Consider the following 16220-nt stretch of genomic DNA (forward strand, 5'->3'; position numbering starts at 1 on the left):
GAACGGATTCGAAAGCGGGCGGACCTGATTATTTACAGCTGCATATGCAAGCAAAAACAACGTCAGAAATGTTATAATAGCTTTCCGGGGTCTAGCCTCCAGTGTGTTAACGCATTAAAGGGGTGGGGGCAGCCCCTCTCAACATCATAGATTTTTCATAGAAAGCGAGGGGTTTTTATATGTTGGATTATTCTTTAATTGCATCTGTTACGGTGTATATGGTTGGAATGCTGTTCATTGGTTATTTTGCTTATAAGAAAACATCGAATTTATCTGATTATATGTTAGGTGGACGCGGTTTAGGACCAGCCGTTACTGCTTTAAGTGCCGGTGCTTCAGATATGAGCGGATGGCTATTAATGGGGTTGCCTGGGGCAATGTTCGCTACAGGTCTCAGTTCATCATGGATCGTTATTGGGTTAACACTCGGAGCATGGGCCAACTGGCTCTATGTCGCACCTCGATTAAGAACTTATACAGAAGTAGCGAATGATTCCATCACGATTCCAGGCTATTTAGAAAATCGTTTTAACGATCAATCCAAAATTCTGCGTTTAATTTCTGGATTAGTTATCTTGATTTTCTTCACCTTCTATGTTTCTTCAGGAATGGTTTCTGGAGGAGTATTATTCCAAAATACCTTTGGACTTGAATACCACACAGGCCTTTGGATCATCACAGCTGTAGTTGTTTCATATACTCTTTTTGGTGGATTCTTAGCCGTAAGTTGGACAGACTTCGTTCAAGGTTTAATTATGTTCCTTGCTTTGATTCTCGTTCCTGTTGTTACGCTAATGCATATCGGCGGATTTGGACCAGCTATTGATACACCGCGCTCTATTGACCCTGATTTACTGGATATTTTTAAAGGAGCTAGCTTCTTAGGTGTTGCTTCCTTATTCGCTTGGGGTCTTGGGTACTTTGGACAACCTCATATTATCGTTCGCTTTATGGCGATTACGTCTGTGAGAGAAATTAAAAAAGCGCGTCGCATCGGCATGAGTTGGATGATTTTCTCTAGTATTGGGGCAATGTTAACAGGCTTTTTAGGAATCACGTACTATCAACAAAACGGATTAAAAATTAGTGACCCTGAGACGATTTTTATTAAACTAGGCGAAATTTTATTTGATCCAATTATTACAGGCTTCTTAATTTCTGCGATTTTGGCGGCGATTATGAGCACGATCTCTTCTCAATTGCTTGTTACGTCAAGTTCACTAACAGAAGATTTATACAAAACATTTTTCCGTCGCTCTGCTTCGGACAAAGAGCTTGTCTTCTTAGGACGTTTATCTGTTCTTCTTGTCTCAGTTATTGCTCTCATCCTTTCCTGGGAAAAGAGCAAAACTATTCTTGATCTTGTGGGCTATGCATGGGCAGGATTTGGTTCTGCATTCGGTCCAATGATCATTCTCAGCCTTTATTGGAAACGGATGACGAAATGGGGAGCGTTAGCAGGAATGGTAGTAGGTGCTGTAACTGTTATTGTCTGGTCAAAGATCGGGTTATCAGATACGTTATACGAAATGATTCCTGGTTTTGCCGCAAGTTTTCTTTCCATCATCATTGTCAGCTTGTTAACAGCGAAACCATCCGCAGACATTGAACAGCAATTCCAACAATTTGAGCAAAAATTGAAAGAAGAAAGTTAATTTCATACTTCCACCTTTCAACAGGCGAAAAGGACTGGACGATTCCCAGTCCTTTTCGTTGTCTTTGCGTATATTGGAGGTATAATTAAGTGTATGATAATAGAGAAGGAGGAATTTTTGATGAGTGTGTTATTAGAAAAAATCCTTTCTCTAACCGATATCAATGAGATTACGGAATTGATTAGTCAATTTTTAAAGAAGCCGATTGTGTTAGAGGATGATCAATTTTCTTTATTGGCTTACAGCTCTTATTCAATAGAAGCTTTCGATAAAGCCAATAAAGATACCATTTTCTCCAAACGCTCACCCATCCCTATTTTAGAAAAATTTATTGAGGAAGGAATTATTGAGCAATTAAAATCGATTCCAGAACCTTTTCGGGTAAAGAAAATTAAAGAAATTGGACTTAACCAACGTGTTGTTACTAGCACCAAATATAAAGAGCAAATATTCGGATATATTTGGGTTCAAGAAACGAAACCTCCGCTTACTCATGAAGAATTAGATTTTCTTCATAAAGTCTCCTCTCATATCGGAATGCTGCTGTATAAGAGGAAACAATTAAATCTTATGAAAAATAAAGAGAAAGATCATTTCTATAAAAAAATAATTGATCATGCTTATCAAAATGAAAATGAAATTAAATGGGAAGCAGCCAACCATAACATCATCCTTCCCACTACATTTATTGTTAACGTTTTCACTATGACACAAATAGAAGATGACAGCTTTGACGAATTAACAGAAACGGTGAGATTGTTTGCCAACGCCTTAAAGCACCCCTCTCATCTATTCCTTGATCAGCAAAACATTGTGGTTCTCATTGGCAGCCGCTCTTTAAATAACAGTCTGATTCATGAAAGCGCACTGGAACTGACACACACGATCTTCAGTCAATGTAAAGACCAGACCGTCTATGCTGGGATTGGAAACGAATATTCTTCAATCTCGAAGTTAAGAAATAGCTATTTAGAAGCTTTAGAAGTTATTAAAGTCGCTAAATTTCTCGGTTCACCTACACGAATTTCGCCGGACTATCATAAATTAGGTGTATTCCGATATTTGGAAGCGATCCAGCGCCATAACTATGAAACACAATATATCAATCAAGATTTAATGAAACTGAAGAAAAAAGATCAAGAAAGTCAAAGTGATCTATTAAAAACAGTGGAAGTCTTTCTAGAAAATAATTGCCGGATGAAACAAACAGCGGAACAGCTTTTTATCCATCCGAATACGTTAAAATACCGAATGAAGCAAATCGACGAACTAACGGCAATTAATTTCCACGATGTTCATGTTAGATGCCAATTATTTATTGACCTTCAACTGTTGAAACGAGAAGCCTCACAGTGAAAATAGATGACATTTCTAAAAAATAATGTAAAAATATAAAGAGGAGGCGATCAGTATGAAAGTTTTTATCGGATCAATTATCGTCATTCTGCTACTAGGGTTTGGAGTTTGGCTAATGCTGTCCCCCTCTTTTAAAAGAGTTGGTGACACGGCCTACAAACTAAAAGAAAAATTAGAGGAGGATGAGAATGGAGAACGCAAGCAACACAAAGGGTAAGAACCGCAAAATTATTGGCGGAGCCATTGTCGCGATTACATTAGCTTTAGGTGCACTTATCTTTTCTATGTTTATTGAGAAAATTCCAAATGGCTATGTTGGTGTTGTCTACAGTCCAAACGGCGGCGTGCAAGAAGAAACATTAGGTCAAGGATGGCATCTTGTCGGGTTGTTTGATAAAGTCACAGTTTACCCTGTCAGAATGCAAACCGTCAATTATAAAGACATCCAAGTGGCAACATCTGATGGAAAAAACGTTACAGTTGATTTTGCCTATAACTATAGCATTCAACCAGATAAAGTGGTAGACGTATTTAATAAGTTTGGCCCGATTCCTGTAGAGCAAATTGAAGAGTCTTACTTAAAAACAAGACTATGGGACGCTGGCCGTAAAGCGATCGCCAAATACTCGGTCATCGATACATACGGAGAGAAATCATCAGAAGCAGCGGTGAATGTCCAAAATTTATTTTCTGAGGATATTGGCGACCTAGGGTTTGCTGTCGATAACTTAACATTAGGTGTGCCAAAGCCAGATAAAGCGACTCAAGCAGCCATTGATCAGCGGGTGGGTGCAGCACAAGAGTTAGAAAGAAAACAAATAGAATTAAAGATTGCTAAGGCAGAAGCTGAGAAGAAAAAAATCGAAGCCCAAGGGATTGCCGAATACAATGAAATTATTAAAAAATCAATCTCTAAAGAAGTCATTCAAAACAAATGGATTGAAAAATGGGACGGAAAAATGCCAAAAGCCACTGGCTCTAACCAATTAATCGAAGTTCCAATCGATGAACCAGTAGCGAAATAAAGTGAAACTTCAATCAGTGGTGGTTTTCTTCATCCCCCACTGATTGTTAGTTGAACCAATCGGGCGTTTACGGGCTGTTGATCTCTCACCTACACGTCTGCGTTTCTCTGCTATGTTGAGAGACAGCCCGTTAATGTGAGATCAAAAAGAAGACAGTGAGAATGGAGCCATTCTCACTGTCTTCTTTTTGATATTCTCCCTTTTTCTATCTCATTCAAAATGAGGGACGCGTACACCTCTGCCCCTTCTTTCGATAAATGAACCCCATCAGGCGCGAAATAATTCGGATGATTGGCACTTGCTTGATACCAATCCACCAAGGTAGCATTCGAAAATTGCCCCGCTACTTCTTGTAAACCCGCATTCACTTCTCTTTCCCATGGACGTGGAACACGCGTATTCATTAAAATAATCATTTTATCAGAACCAATAGACTCAACCATCTCAGTTAGCTGTTTTTTAGCAAACGGCCCATTTGACCCTAAACCAATAATGACCGCATCCCCTAACAGTCCCTGCTCTTTTATTCCTTGAGCAACCTTTATTCCTTCTGACATTTGCCGTCCGATTTTCGCGTCCATCACTAAATCTGGAAACTGCTGCTTTAAAAAAGGAGCAACATCGATCATCACGGAATCCCCTATTGCTGTGACAGTTTGCACCTCTTTCTCTTCCTGCTGTTCAGCTTGTATAGAGGAAGACGCCTCCTTCTCGTTAACAGGTTCCTCTTTCTTCTCAGATGCTGAGTGCTGAACAGTTTGAATGGCGGTTTCTTTCGGCATTACAGACTTGTCTGAATCTGCTCCAGAAGCAGGAGCCATATAGATGCCAAATGTCGAAACGAACAATACAATCACCGCACTGCTCACAATAAACCAACGTGAAGGAGATATATCCTTCATTCTCCACTCCCCTGCTCGCCAAGCGTGGAACCGCTCACCTAGCAAGCCTTTTCGAACCGGTTTTTCAATTAATTGATATGATAAAGCAGACAATACGAAAATTAACAAAAGCTGAACACTGCCTCTTACTATATTTCCTTCGCTTGTATCCACTGCTGGACTTGTCAATACAATCACGGGGAAATGCCATAAGTACATGCCATAGGAACGTTCACCAATCCAACGCAACGGTTTCCAGCTAAGCAATTCCCCTAAACGGCTAGCTGGATGGGCAAGCACCGCCACGATAATCGCTGTGGCAACCGACAAAAACACCATCCCCCCGCGATATAAAAATGTATCATATTGACTAGAAAAGCCAACCATGAGGAAAAACACAAGCAAACTTAAACTCCCCATCACATCAAGAAAGTTTCTTGGCCCCTCCTCCACTTTTGCGGAAAGCTTCCGGCTAGGCCAAATCATTGCTAAGGAGGCACCGATTAGTAACGAAAACGCTCTCGTATCTGTTCCATAATACACACGGCTCGGATCCATGCCAGGTTCATACATCAAAAACATCAATAGCACTGATAACAACACACCTAATACAGTGACCCCTAGCAAAATATGACGCTTGTGTATATATTTCAAGCCCAAAAAGATCATAACTGGCCACATTAAATAAAATTGCTCTTCGACAGCTAAAGACCAAAAATGTGTTAATAAAGACGGTTGAAACCGATCAAAATATGATACATCTTCAAATATAAACCACCAGTTGCTGACATATAATAAAGCTGCTAACACATCTCCCCTTAGATGAACTAAAAACGCTTGATCAAATAATGTCACATAAGCAACGACGATAACGATCATTGTCAGCATCGCTGGAAGAAGCCGTCTTGCCCTTCGAATCCAAAACTGCTTAAAATTAATTCGTTGCGTTCGCTCCCACTCAGCCATTAATAAATCCGTAATTAAATAACCCGACAGCACAAAAAAGACAGTGACCCCAAGCATTCCTCCAGACATCCCTGGAATCTCTAAATGATAAAAAATCACGGCCAACACCGCTAACGCTCTTAATCCATCTAGACCAGACATATAACGACGATTTCTTTTTATCGGCTCAGGCATGCCGCTCACCTCTCGCATAAACGTTCATTTTCTTCTCATTCATCTCATTCTATGTTCAAAAGATACTAAGTATATTACCACTCTATTTCCCCATCATCAATCTATTGACCTATCCTTTCTATCCCAAAATTCCGACGGCTTTTTTCTGCAATTTTTCAGCAAATTCACTCGATGATAGGACGGATAAAGGAGTGAAAAAGTTTGGCAGATTTTCGAATAACAAGATTATGTTCCATAAAAAAGATGCTATGTGAACGAACCTCGCTTCCATAGCACCTTTTTCTAACCAATTATTTATGAATTTTGTTGGGATCGATGGCTACATCGCAAGTCGTTTCACATGACTTCTTCAAATCGCAAGCCGCGCATTTTCCTTGTTTACTTCGTTTCACATATTTGACAATGGTCCAGGCCGCGTAACCAAAAATGAGGGCACCGATGATATAGTTAATCATTTTTAATCCTCCCCTACCTTTTTAAGAAAAGCCTAATAGCTGGCCGCCTTGATAAATGATGAACGCCAACACATAAGCAATAGTTAACGCATATACAATTGAAAAGACCGTCCATTTAGCAGAACCTGTTTCTTTACGAATAATCGCAACGGTGGCTAAGCAAGGAATATAGAGCAAAATGAAAACCATAAAGCTAAATGCCGAAAGCGGTGTATAGGCTTCAGCCATAAGTCCTTGTAACGATTCCATATTCGGTACATGATAAATAATATTCATCGTGGACACCACGACTTCTTTTGCTAGAAATCCTGTTAGTAAAGCGGCGCCTGCCTGCCACGTGCCAAATCCAAGCGGCTCTAGCACGGGGGCGATCGCCCCGCCAATGGAGGCTAAAAAGCTGTCATCCATTGACACGCCTGTCCCGGTTGGCCCCATATAGGTTAACAGCCAAATGATAACAGAACCACCAAAAATAAATGTCCCTGCTTTTTTAACGAATCCTTTCCCTTTATCCCATGTACTTTTTAACAAACCTTCTACTTGTGGAACACGATAAGGAGGCAATTCAATAATAAAGACCGACGTTTCGTTTTTCAAAATGGTACTGGAAAATAACTTTGCTAAAGTCAAGGCGATGACAATACCTAGCACATACAATGAAAGAACAATGAGTGCCTGATGCTCAGCAAAGAATGCACCAACAAATAACGCATAGACGGAAAGCCGTGCAGAGCAAGACATGAGCGGCGTTAATAAAATCGTTAACAATCGTTCCTTTGGCTGCTCAATGGTGCGAGCCGCCATCACTCCTGGCACATTACAGCCAAAGCCGATAATCATCGGAATAAATGCTTTTCCGTTTAAACCAACCGATTCCATCAAGCGATCCATCACTAAAGCGACACGTGCCATATAACCTGAGTCCTCTAAAACGGAAATAAAGAAGAACAAAATTAAAATTTGGGGCACAAATACGAGAACTCCCCCCACACCGGCAACAATTCCATCCAATATGAGCGATTGAATGAAGGAAGAGGCACCAAGTGCAGTTAACATCGATTGCAATCCCCCAGTCAGCGGTCCAGCAATGAATCCGTCTAATGCGTCTGAAAGCGGCATCCCAAGCCAATCAAACGTCAGTTTAAACATCAAAAACATCGCTGCTAAAAAAAGCGGAATGCCTAAAAATCGATTCGTCACGACCGCGTCAATTTTTTCTGTTAACGGCTCTCCTTTATCCGATTCAATGCTCACAGCCTTTGTCAGCACATGATCAATAAACTCTTTTCTTTTCACATAAATAAGCTGATGAAGCGTAGTTGTTCCTTCCTGTTCACGCACTTCTGTGAGCGCCGCTTCCATTATGTCGAGCAATTTTGCTTCTAACACATGCTGCTTTAAAAAGTCGTACACCGCTTTATTACCTTCAAACAGCTGGATCGCTAACCAACGGTGTGGAAGATGCGCTAGTTTTTCTTGCCGTTGAATCAGGGCAGACAAACGATCAATCCCTTTTTCAATGACTGGCCCATAATATAAACGGAATGATTGTTTCTCGACATCCTGCATCTGTTTCTCGAGTTCATCACAGCCTTTTCCTGCCCGTGCAACAACTGGAACAATCTTTATGCCAAGCTCCTTCGCTAATTGTTGTTCGTCGACGAAAATCCCGCGGCCTTCAGCGACATCCATCATATTTAAAGCAAGCATCATTGGCTTTTCATACTCTAATAGCTGTACGGTTAATTGTAAATTACGCTCCAGCTGATTGGCATCCACAATATTTAACATGCTTGTAAACGATTCATTCAAAAGAAAAAACGTGACGACACTTTCATCACGAGATAAAGGGGCTAACGAATAGACCCCGGGCAAATCAATTAAATGACCGCTTCCATCTTTTAGCACTCCTACTTTTTTCTCGACGGTCACGCCGCTCCAGTTGCCAACATGTTCATAAGAGCCAGTTAAATTATTAAATAAAGAAGTCTTTCCCGTATTCGGATTTCCCAGTAAAGCAATTTCTTTCATTCTGCCTTCACCTGAATCAACGCGGCCTCTTTTTTCCGAATTCCTACACACTGCCCAGAAGATTCAATCATACATGGACCGCCAAAAGGCATTTGACATTTCAAACAAATCTCCGTCCCTTCACTAATCCCCATATCCATCAATCTTCTCCGCACCGTCTCTTGTAAAGTGGAAAAATCATCAATCACGGCTCGTTGCCCTTTTTTAAGATCTGATATATTCAAAGGCTCTAACCCCCATAAAAAATCAAACTATATTTGAGAACTATTCTTGATATTATTATACTACTTTATTTCGCCTGTTTATATCACAAAGCTGTGAATACTATCTGACAACGAAAAAAAGGATAGCCTCATCGCTATCCTTTCTCTCTTACACTTTAAATTGCACAACTAAATCTTGAAGTTCTTCCGCCATGTTGGCTAAAGCTGTTGAAGAAGCAGAAATTTCTTGCATAGAAGCCAATTGTTCCTCTGTCGCTGCTGAAATGTTTTGTGTGTTGGCGGCTGCCGTTTCCGCAATACCGTTCACTGTCACAATCGATTGGCTTACATGCTGGGTCCCTTCAGCTAATCGCTGCACCATTTGAGCAATCTCTTGAATTTGTGCAACTACTTCACTAACAGAATCTTTAATTTTCTTAAAGGAATGACCGGCTTCTTGAACGACTTGTAATCCTTCTTCCACTTCTGACGTAGTGGATTTCATCGACTCTAGAGCTTGATGGTTATCATTTTGGATAATTGCAATTAAATGGCTAATCTGTTCTGCCGAATTTGCCGATTGCTCAGCAAGCTTTCTTACCTCGTCAGCCACAACGGAAAATCCTCGGCCATGTTCTCCAGCTCGTGCTGCTTCAATAGCCGCATTTAAAGCTAATAAATTCGTTTGAGCAGCAATATCGGTAATAACGTCGTTAATTTTGCCAATTTCTGTAGACCGCTCATTCAAGCCCGCTACCACATTAGACAAGCCGGTTACATTCTCATTAATTGAACTCATTTGCGTCGTTACTTTTTGAATAACTCGCTCTCCATCCATTGACATTTTTGACGTTTGTTCAACACTTGCTGATACTACTTTCGCATTATCCGCAATTTGATCCGTATAACTAGCCATTTCCTTAACGACTTGCGTACTTTCTTCTACATTGCGCAATTGATCATCCGACCCAGCCGCCAAGTCTTGAACCGCCAGCGAAATGTGTTCGCTTGCCTCACTGCTTTGTTCCGCGCTGGCACTTAATTGCTCTGAAGAAGCAGCCACTTGCTGGGACGTTTCACTCACTTTGCGAATAATCTCTTGTAGTTCCTCAACCATATGATTAAACGAATTTGTCAACTCGCCTACTTCATCCGCTGATTGATACGATCCTTTAACTGTAAAATCACCTTTCTCCGCTTTCGCTAATAAATCTTTTATTTGAGAAATTGGATGAACAATACTTCTAGAAATGATAAGACCGATCGAAATCAGTAAAATTAATGAGACAAGAATACAAGAAGCCATAAAAATGGTAGCTTTATCTAATGCCGCTTCATTTTCTTCCTTAATCTTCTGAGCCGCTTGTTCATTTAAAGCTTGGAGCTCATCTAATTCCTTATTTACCTTGTTTCTTTTTCCTCTTAATACTTTATTATACAGAGCATATGCTTCTGCGTTCTTGTTTTGTTGAGCCAATTCAATCACTTGCGCTCTCGTCTCGCGTAAACTCACTCTCAATGTTTTAAATCTGCTATAAATTTTCTTTTCTTCAGGTGTTAAATCAGCCTGTTCAAAGTTTTGATACACATGGTCAATTTCATCCGCTGCATTTTGTATGTTCGCCAACAGTTCTTGATTGCGATTCGGATCAGTCGTAATCATTAATTCTAATACATACGCATCTAGCGTACGATTCGTTTCTAAGATCTCTGCTAACCATTGAGCAGGTTTCAGACGCTCTTCATACATTGATTTAGACTTACTAGCCATATCATTCATATTCATATAACCAACAGCGCCAATCATCGAAAGCGCTAAAGCACTAATGATGACTAATAAACTCAACTTCCTTGAAATTTTCAAATTACGAAATAGGCTCATATGGACTCTCCCTCGTCTCGTCAACAAGACGTTAATTTTATACTTGTTATATCGGCACCCCCTACCTTATGATTTAATCTTTTTTTGCAATTTCTCGACAAATTTCGATTAGAATAACATAACGGATAAACAGCACTTTTTTAACTAATTTTAAGCAAAAAAAAGCAAAAAACTGTCCCAACATAAAAGGCTCTGTTTCTCAGAATAACAATATCTAACGAGAATCAAAATTAGATATCGTTTTAATTGTCAGAGCCCCTATGAGACAATCTCTTGCCGATAAATATTAATGTTGATTTTAATGATTTTTGACAGAGCTTATTACATGATCATGACACTTTATCAATCGTCTCAGCTTCTTATTTTGGCACGTGTTTAAAAATTTCTCCGCTTTCAAAAAAGTCGATAAGCCGGGTAAGCCAGTTGTAATAGTCCGACCATTGTTTCATTTCAACAAGAAGTTCATTAATTTGCTGCTCAGCTTCTTCTGTAAGTGTTTCATTTTCTTTTATTTCCATCAGTTCTCTTGTCAGCTTTTTCTCAAAGATTTTATTGCGACTGATTGTTTTGCTCCAATTAGAGGTAAATAAAGAAATGAAGGTTTGGTAGTAGTCGTTTTCCACCGTATACAAATCTTTACGAACGCCTTTTTCAAATATCTTCTCAGCTATATTTAAATTGACCATTTCCCTAACAACCTGGCTCATCCTCGTTTTGCTCATGCCTGTTGCTTCTGATAATTCATTTAACGTCATTGGTTTGCGGTTCATATAAATAATTCCCATTACTCTTCCGACTGTTGGCGAAACCCCGTACGTCCTCATATTATCGGCGATTCGATCTATATAATGCTCCTCAGCTTGTTTCTTAATGATACTAGCCTTCTCGTCCACAGTGTTAACTCCTTTCAACCGCCTTGATTCATACGTCACTTTAACATAATTTTTCTTTAAAAGAAATAGATGAAAATGAAAGTTATTAGGAGAAATTCAAAGCATTTAAGAGCATTATTTATTTTTCAACTACTTGTTCACCTCTTTTTATAAAATATGTGCAATTCATAAACTTTTTATTTTACAAAGTTTACGATATGATTTTAATGAAACATTTGTCGAAATCGATGCAATGATAAATAAATTCACACGGAGGTGTCAGAAATTGCTGAAATTTGATCGAGTATCAAAAATGTATAAAGGAGGGAAAAAGGCAGTTCAAAATTTATCTCTAGAGTTTGAAAAAGGTGAATTTATCGTCTTTATCGGCCCAAGCGGCTGCGGAAAAACAACAACAATGAAGATGATTAACCGCCTCATTGAACCGACAGAGGGCAGTATTTATATCAATGGCAGAAATGTATTAGAACAAGATCCCGTACAATTACGTCGCGAAATTGGTTATGTCATTCAACAAATTGGCTTATTTCCACACATGACGATTCAAGAAAATATTACCCTCGTGCCTAAACTTTTAAAGTGGCCCATCGAGAAACGAAGCAAAAGAGCACTTGAACTGCTCAAACTTGTCAATATGACCCCTGATTATTTGGAAAAATATCCGCATGAATTAAGCGGCGGACAGCAACAACGAATTGGTGTGCTTCGGGCATTAGCGGCTGACCCTTCATTGATCTTAATGGATGAGCCATTCGGGGCTTTAGATCCGATTACGCGGGATGCTTTGCAAGAAGAGTTTAAAAAACTGCAACGATCATTAGGAAAAACAATTGTATTTGTGACTCATGATATGGATGAAGCGATTAAATTAGCAGATCGAATTGTCATTTTAAAAGATGGTCAATTAGTGCAAGTAGGCACACCAGATGAAATTTTACAACACCCAGCAAATGAATTTGTGGAGGAGTTTATCGGAAAAGAGCGCTTGCTGCAAGCTCGCCCTACTATTCAAACTGTTGAGCAAATCATGAATCAAAAGCCCATTATAGTTCGCGAAGATAAATCTCTATCAGAAGCGATTCAATTGATGAAACATCATCGAGTAGATTCCCTTCTTGTTGTAAATAAACAAAAAGTGCTAAAAGGCTATATCGATGTTGAAATCATTGATAAGTACCAAAAGAAAGCCGTTCTCGTCGGCGATGTCATGGAAACGAACGTACTAGCAGTGCAAAAGGAAGCACTTGTGCGCGACTCAATTCGCAATATTTTAAAGCGGGGCATGAAGTATGTTCCTGTTGTTGATCATCACCATACCCTTGTTGGTATCGTCACGAGAGCAAGCCTTGTTGACATTGTATATGACTCGATTTGGGGCATGGAAGACGATAAGCAAGTTGTTGGATAGGAGGGGAGAAAATTATGAACGAGATGACGCAGTTTTTATCTGCTAATAGCAGTGAACTAGCAATGAAGACGTGGGAGCATTTCTACATTTCTGTCATTGCCGTTATACTCGGTATTCTTGTTGCGGTGCCGCTTGGTATTGTCTTAACCCGCACAAAAAAAGCCGCAACAGTCGTGATGGGAGTCGCTGGTGTTATTCAAACATTTCCTAGTCTAGCAATTTTAGCTTTTTTCATCCCAATTTTAGGTGTAGGAAAAGTTCCAGCGATTATCGCTTTATTTTTTTATTCGTTGTTACCTATTTTACGAAATACCTATACCGGCGTGAAAGAAGTGAAAAAAAGTTTAGTCGAATCAGCTATTGGGATGGGAATGACTAATTGGGAGCGAGTTCGATATGTAGAAGCGCCTTTAGCTATCCCTGTCATTATGTCCGGCATTCGTTTATCCACCGTTTATTTAATCGGCTGGGCGACGTTAGCCTCTTTTATTGGTGCTGGCGGGCTTGGAGATTATATTTTCAGCGGATTAAATTTATATGAAACTTCATACATTATTGCCGGAGCAATTCCGGTGACAATCATGGCCTTCACGATTGATTTGCTGCTCGGTCTCCTTGAAGGAATAATCACCCCGAAAGGCATTCGCACATTAAAAGAAACAGCTTAAAAGGAGAGAACGACGTGAATGATCCGAAAAAAATCATCCTGACCTTTGTGCTCATTTTATCTATGCTCATCAGCGGGTGTTCTTTGCCTGGATTAAGCGGATCGGCGCAACAAACGATTAAAATCGGCACATTAAATGTAACGGAATCACAAATTATCGGCCAAGTACTGCGTTTATTAATTGAACGTGATACCAATTTAGACGTAGAGATGGTCAATAATTTAGGCTCTTCGATCGTCCAGCATAAAGCGATGGTCAATGGCGATGTAGATATTACAGCTACTCGCTATACTGGAACCGACCTGGCCGGAGCACTTGGACAAGAGCCAGAGAAAAATCCTAAGAAAGCTTTAGCCATCGTACAGAAGGAATTTCATAAACAATTTGACCAAACATGGTTTGATTCTTACGGCTTTGCTAACTCCTATGCTTTTACTGTTACAAATGAGTTAGCAAGCAAACATCAGTTAGAAACGGTTTCTGATTTAGAACCGCTCGTTTCTGATTTAAAGCTTGGCGTTGATAATTCTTGGCTGAAACGAAAAGGAGACGGCTATGAAGGCTTCGTGCAAGAATACGGCTTTGAATTCGGAAAAACCTATCCAATGCAGCTCGGCTTAGTGTATCAAGCAGCCGCTAGCGGGAAAATGGACGTTGTTTTGGCGTACACAACCGATGGGCGCATTCCTGCATTTGATTTAAAAGTGCTAAAAGATGACCGCCGTTTCTTTCCGCCATATGATGCCTCCCCTGTCGCTTCAAATAAAGTGCTGAAACAGCATCCAGAATTAAAGAAGAGCATCGAGAAACTGATGGGGCAAATTAGCACCGAACAAATGCAAAAGATGAATTATGAAGTCGATGCTAAATTGAAAGAGCCTTCTGTTGTCGCGAAAGAGTTTCTAGAAAAACATCATTATTTTGAAGAAGAGAAATGAGGTGATTTTTTGAATACAATAAAAGATATCTGGACATATTACGCACAAAATAGCTCCTACGTATGGGAGGAGTTTTATCGTCATTTCCTCATGTCCGCTTATGGCGTACTATTTGCAGCGATTGTCGCCATTCCGCTTGGGATTATCATCGCCCGACACCATAAATTAAGTAAATGGACGATGTCTTTCGCTAACATTATTCAAACAATCCCATCGTTAGCAATGTTGGCGATCTTAATGCTTGCTTTTGGGCTCGGAACGAATACCGTCATTATCGCTCTCTTCCTTTATTCTCTCCTGCCCATTTTAAAAAATACGTACACTGGCATTCGTCAAGTCGATCGTGCTCTTTTAGAATCCGGAAGAGCGGTCGGCATGACAAAATGGCAATTATTGCGCATGGTTGAGTTGCCGCTAGCCTTATCAGTGATCATGGCCGGATTGCGCACTGCATTAGTTATCGCCATTGGAATTACAACGATCGGTACATTTGTCGGAGCTGGCGGACTTGGCGACATCATCGTTCGTGGAACAAACGCAACCGATGGAACAGCTATTATTTTAGCGGGAGCTATCCCAACCGCCCTCATGGCCGTCATCGCCGACCTCATCATGGGTTGGATCGAACACAAACTCTCCCCTGCCAACAAACAACAGAAAAAACTTCAAGAACTGGCGACATAATTCGGGGCGTGACAGGCACTTGTCGACATAACCGGCACGGCTTTGGGACATAGTAATGATGAGGTGACGGTCTATGAAGAAGAAGTTGGTTGCCTGTTTTTTAACGGTGATGTTTATGGCGTTTTCAGTCAGTGCACAGGAGACGCCTTTAGTAGAGGTATTTAGTATTGAGCAAGGAAAGGTGATTGAAACCATTCCAAGTAATGCGTCTATTCAAAAAGAAGCAGCTCGTTACTTGGCTAATATAACAGGTATTTACCGCAAAGTTTCACCTATGCCAAAGAAAGGCACAATGATTAAGATTCCTTTATCCCCTGAAGTTCAAGTAAAAAACCGGTGGGTCGATACAAAGGTCAATCAAGTCATTGTAGTCATCAGCAAAAAAGAAAAACCTTTCCTTATGATCTTTGATGACGAAAACAATCTCCATCTCTTTACTTTTAAAGGAGATGCCAAAACTTTATTATCGAAGCTGAAAAAATAAAGCCTGGATCTCCCAGGCTTTTTGTTATTCTGCGGCCACAGCCGTCAACTGGCGCAATTGAGTAGAGAAAGACCGAAACGCCTCTTCATTTCTTTGATCCAATGCTTCATTAATTTTGTAATGTAAATAGTTCAACTTCAGCTCCAGATCCTCTTTTGAATAAAGGAAGCCTTTCATATATAAATTCTCTAAGTCTTCAATGTTTATGTAAAAAAAATCTTCATTATTTCTTCCGACGAGGAAATACCATCCTAACGCATCGACATGCCGTTTATCACTTGTGATGGTTAAGCAATCCTTCCGGTGGAACTCAATCGTTCGACGATGAGATTGATCCGGGCAAAAACAGTCGACTTGATGCTCGTATGGTCGAACAAAAACAAACTGACTAGCCATCACTTTCACCTTCTCTTCATGAAAAATTTTTTATGAGCGGAACCGAAATTTATATACATAAGGGATGTTTGCGTTTGCATCATGTATCATTTATAAGAGGGGGTATCGGTCCCGCTCAATG

Annotated in this window: 17 protein-coding genes and 1 pseudogene; 10 read left to right on the forward strand and 8 right to left on the reverse strand. The window is 40.1% G+C overall.

Annotated elements, in window-relative coordinates; genetic code table 11:
• From IRB43_RS18235 to IRB43_RS11105, 5 genes are all read left to right on the forward strand, one after another.
• Positions 1 to 77: hypothetical protein (locus IRB43_RS18235; protein WP_481748142.1), on the forward strand; the 77-nt coding region annotated here is incomplete at its 5' end.
• 102 nt (positions 78 to 179) lie between these two features.
• Positions 180 to 1655 (forward strand): sodium/proline symporter PutP, encoded by a 1476-nt coding sequence (gene putP, locus IRB43_RS11090; RefSeq protein WP_203363551.1) that lies wholly within the window; start codon positions 180 to 182, stop codon positions 1653 to 1655.
• A gap of 120 nt (positions 1656 to 1775) precedes the next feature.
• On the forward strand, positions 1776 to 3011 hold the full coding sequence (locus tag IRB43_RS11095) for a PucR family transcriptional regulator (protein WP_203363552.1): 1236 nt from the start codon (positions 1776 to 1778) through the stop codon (positions 3009 to 3011).
• Between the two features lie 55 nt (positions 3012 to 3066).
• Positions 3067 to 3228: a hypothetical protein gene (locus IRB43_RS11100; RefSeq protein ID WP_203363553.1), complete on the forward strand. Its 162-nt coding sequence runs from the start codon at positions 3067 to 3069 to the stop codon at positions 3226 to 3228.
• Positions 3200 to 4036, forward strand: coding sequence for a prohibitin family protein (locus IRB43_RS11105; RefSeq protein ID WP_203363554.1), 837 nt, complete (start codon positions 3200 to 3202; stop codon positions 4034 to 4036). The genes IRB43_RS11100 and IRB43_RS11105 overlap by 29 nt, the downstream gene beginning before the upstream one ends.
• Before the next feature lie 173 nt (positions 4037 to 4209).
• Here the strand turns inward: IRB43_RS11105 and IRB43_RS11110 are convergent, their stop codons facing one another.
• From IRB43_RS11110 to IRB43_RS11135, 7 genes and pseudogenes are all read right to left on the reverse strand, one after another.
• On the reverse strand, positions 4210 to 6057 hold the full coding sequence (locus tag IRB43_RS11110) for an acyltransferase family protein (protein ID WP_203363555.1): 1848 nt from the start codon (positions 6055 to 6057) through the stop codon (positions 4210 to 4212).
• Positions 6058 to 6347: 290 nt separating this feature from the next.
• Positions 6348 to 6512, reverse strand: a complete 165-nt coding sequence (locus IRB43_RS11115; protein WP_203363556.1) for a FeoB-associated Cys-rich membrane protein — start codon at positions 6510 to 6512, stop codon at positions 6348 to 6350.
• A gap of 21 nt (positions 6513 to 6533) precedes the next feature.
• Positions 6534 to 8543, reverse strand: a complete 2010-nt coding sequence (gene feoB, locus IRB43_RS11120) for a ferrous iron transport protein B (RefSeq protein ID WP_203363557.1) — start codon at positions 8541 to 8543, stop codon at positions 6534 to 6536.
• The gene (locus IRB43_RS11125) at positions 8540 to 8767 is read right to left on the reverse strand and encodes a FeoA family protein (RefSeq protein WP_203363558.1); all 228 of its coding nucleotides are present in this window, start codon (positions 8765 to 8767) and stop codon (positions 8540 to 8542) included. The genes feoB and IRB43_RS11125 overlap by 4 nt, the downstream gene beginning before the upstream one ends.
• Before the next feature lie 148 nt (positions 8768 to 8915).
• Positions 8916 to 9863, reverse strand: a complete 948-nt coding sequence (locus IRB43_RS18240) for a methyl-accepting chemotaxis protein (RefSeq protein WP_481748143.1) — start codon at positions 9861 to 9863, stop codon at positions 8916 to 8918.
• Positions 9855 to 10628: pseudogene (locus tag IRB43_RS18245) on the reverse strand (MCP four helix bundle domain-containing protein); the annotation flags it as partial. The gene IRB43_RS18240 and the pseudogene IRB43_RS18245, both read right to left, overlap by 9 nt.
• A gap of 359 nt (positions 10629 to 10987) precedes the next feature.
• The gene (locus IRB43_RS11135) at positions 10988 to 11521 is read right to left on the reverse strand and encodes a MarR family transcriptional regulator (RefSeq protein WP_203363560.1); all 534 of its coding nucleotides are present in this window, start codon (positions 11519 to 11521) and stop codon (positions 10988 to 10990) included.
• Positions 11522 to 11786: 265 nt separating this feature from the next.
• Here IRB43_RS11135 and IRB43_RS11140 point away from each other — a divergent pair, with 265 nt between their 5' ends.
• The 5 genes from IRB43_RS11140 (at position 11787) to IRB43_RS11160 (ending at position 15703) form a co-directional block, all read left to right on the forward strand.
• Entirely contained in the window at positions 11787 to 12929 is a 1143-nt protein-coding gene (locus IRB43_RS11140; protein ID WP_203363561.1) for a betaine/proline/choline family ABC transporter ATP-binding protein, read from the forward strand.
• Positions 12930 to 12943: 14 nt separating this feature from the next.
• Positions 12944 to 13597 carry an ABC transporter permease gene (locus IRB43_RS11145; protein ID WP_203363562.1) on the forward strand — a complete coding sequence of 218 codons (654 nt, stop codon included), beginning with the start codon at positions 12944 to 12946 and terminating at the stop codon, positions 13595 to 13597.
• 62 nt (positions 13598 to 13659) lie between these two features.
• Positions 13660 to 14535: an osmoprotectant ABC transporter substrate-binding protein gene (locus IRB43_RS11150; RefSeq protein WP_203363673.1), complete on the forward strand. Its 876-nt coding sequence runs from the start codon at positions 13660 to 13662 to the stop codon at positions 14533 to 14535.
• 9 nt (positions 14536 to 14544) lie between these two features.
• Positions 14545 to 15219 (forward strand): ABC transporter permease, encoded by a 675-nt coding sequence (locus IRB43_RS11155; RefSeq protein ID WP_203363563.1) that lies wholly within the window; start codon positions 14545 to 14547, stop codon positions 15217 to 15219.
• Between the two features lie 73 nt (positions 15220 to 15292).
• The gene (locus IRB43_RS11160; protein WP_203363564.1) at positions 15293 to 15703 is read left to right on the forward strand and encodes a hypothetical protein; all 411 of its coding nucleotides are present in this window, start codon (positions 15293 to 15295) and stop codon (positions 15701 to 15703) included.
• 24 nt (positions 15704 to 15727) lie between these two features.
• Here IRB43_RS11160 and IRB43_RS11165 read toward each other — a convergent pair whose 3' ends face one another.
• Positions 15728 to 16099 carry an IDEAL domain-containing protein gene (locus IRB43_RS11165; protein WP_203363565.1) on the reverse strand — a complete coding sequence of 124 codons (372 nt, stop codon included), beginning with the start codon at positions 16097 to 16099 and terminating at the stop codon, positions 15728 to 15730.
• Positions 16100 to 16220: the final 121 nt, after the last annotated feature.

The organism is Bacillus sp. REN10 (genome assembly GCF_016820555.1).
In the GTDB taxonomy this organism is placed as follows: domain Bacteria; phylum Bacillota; class Bacilli; order Bacillales; family Domibacillaceae; genus Bacillus_CE.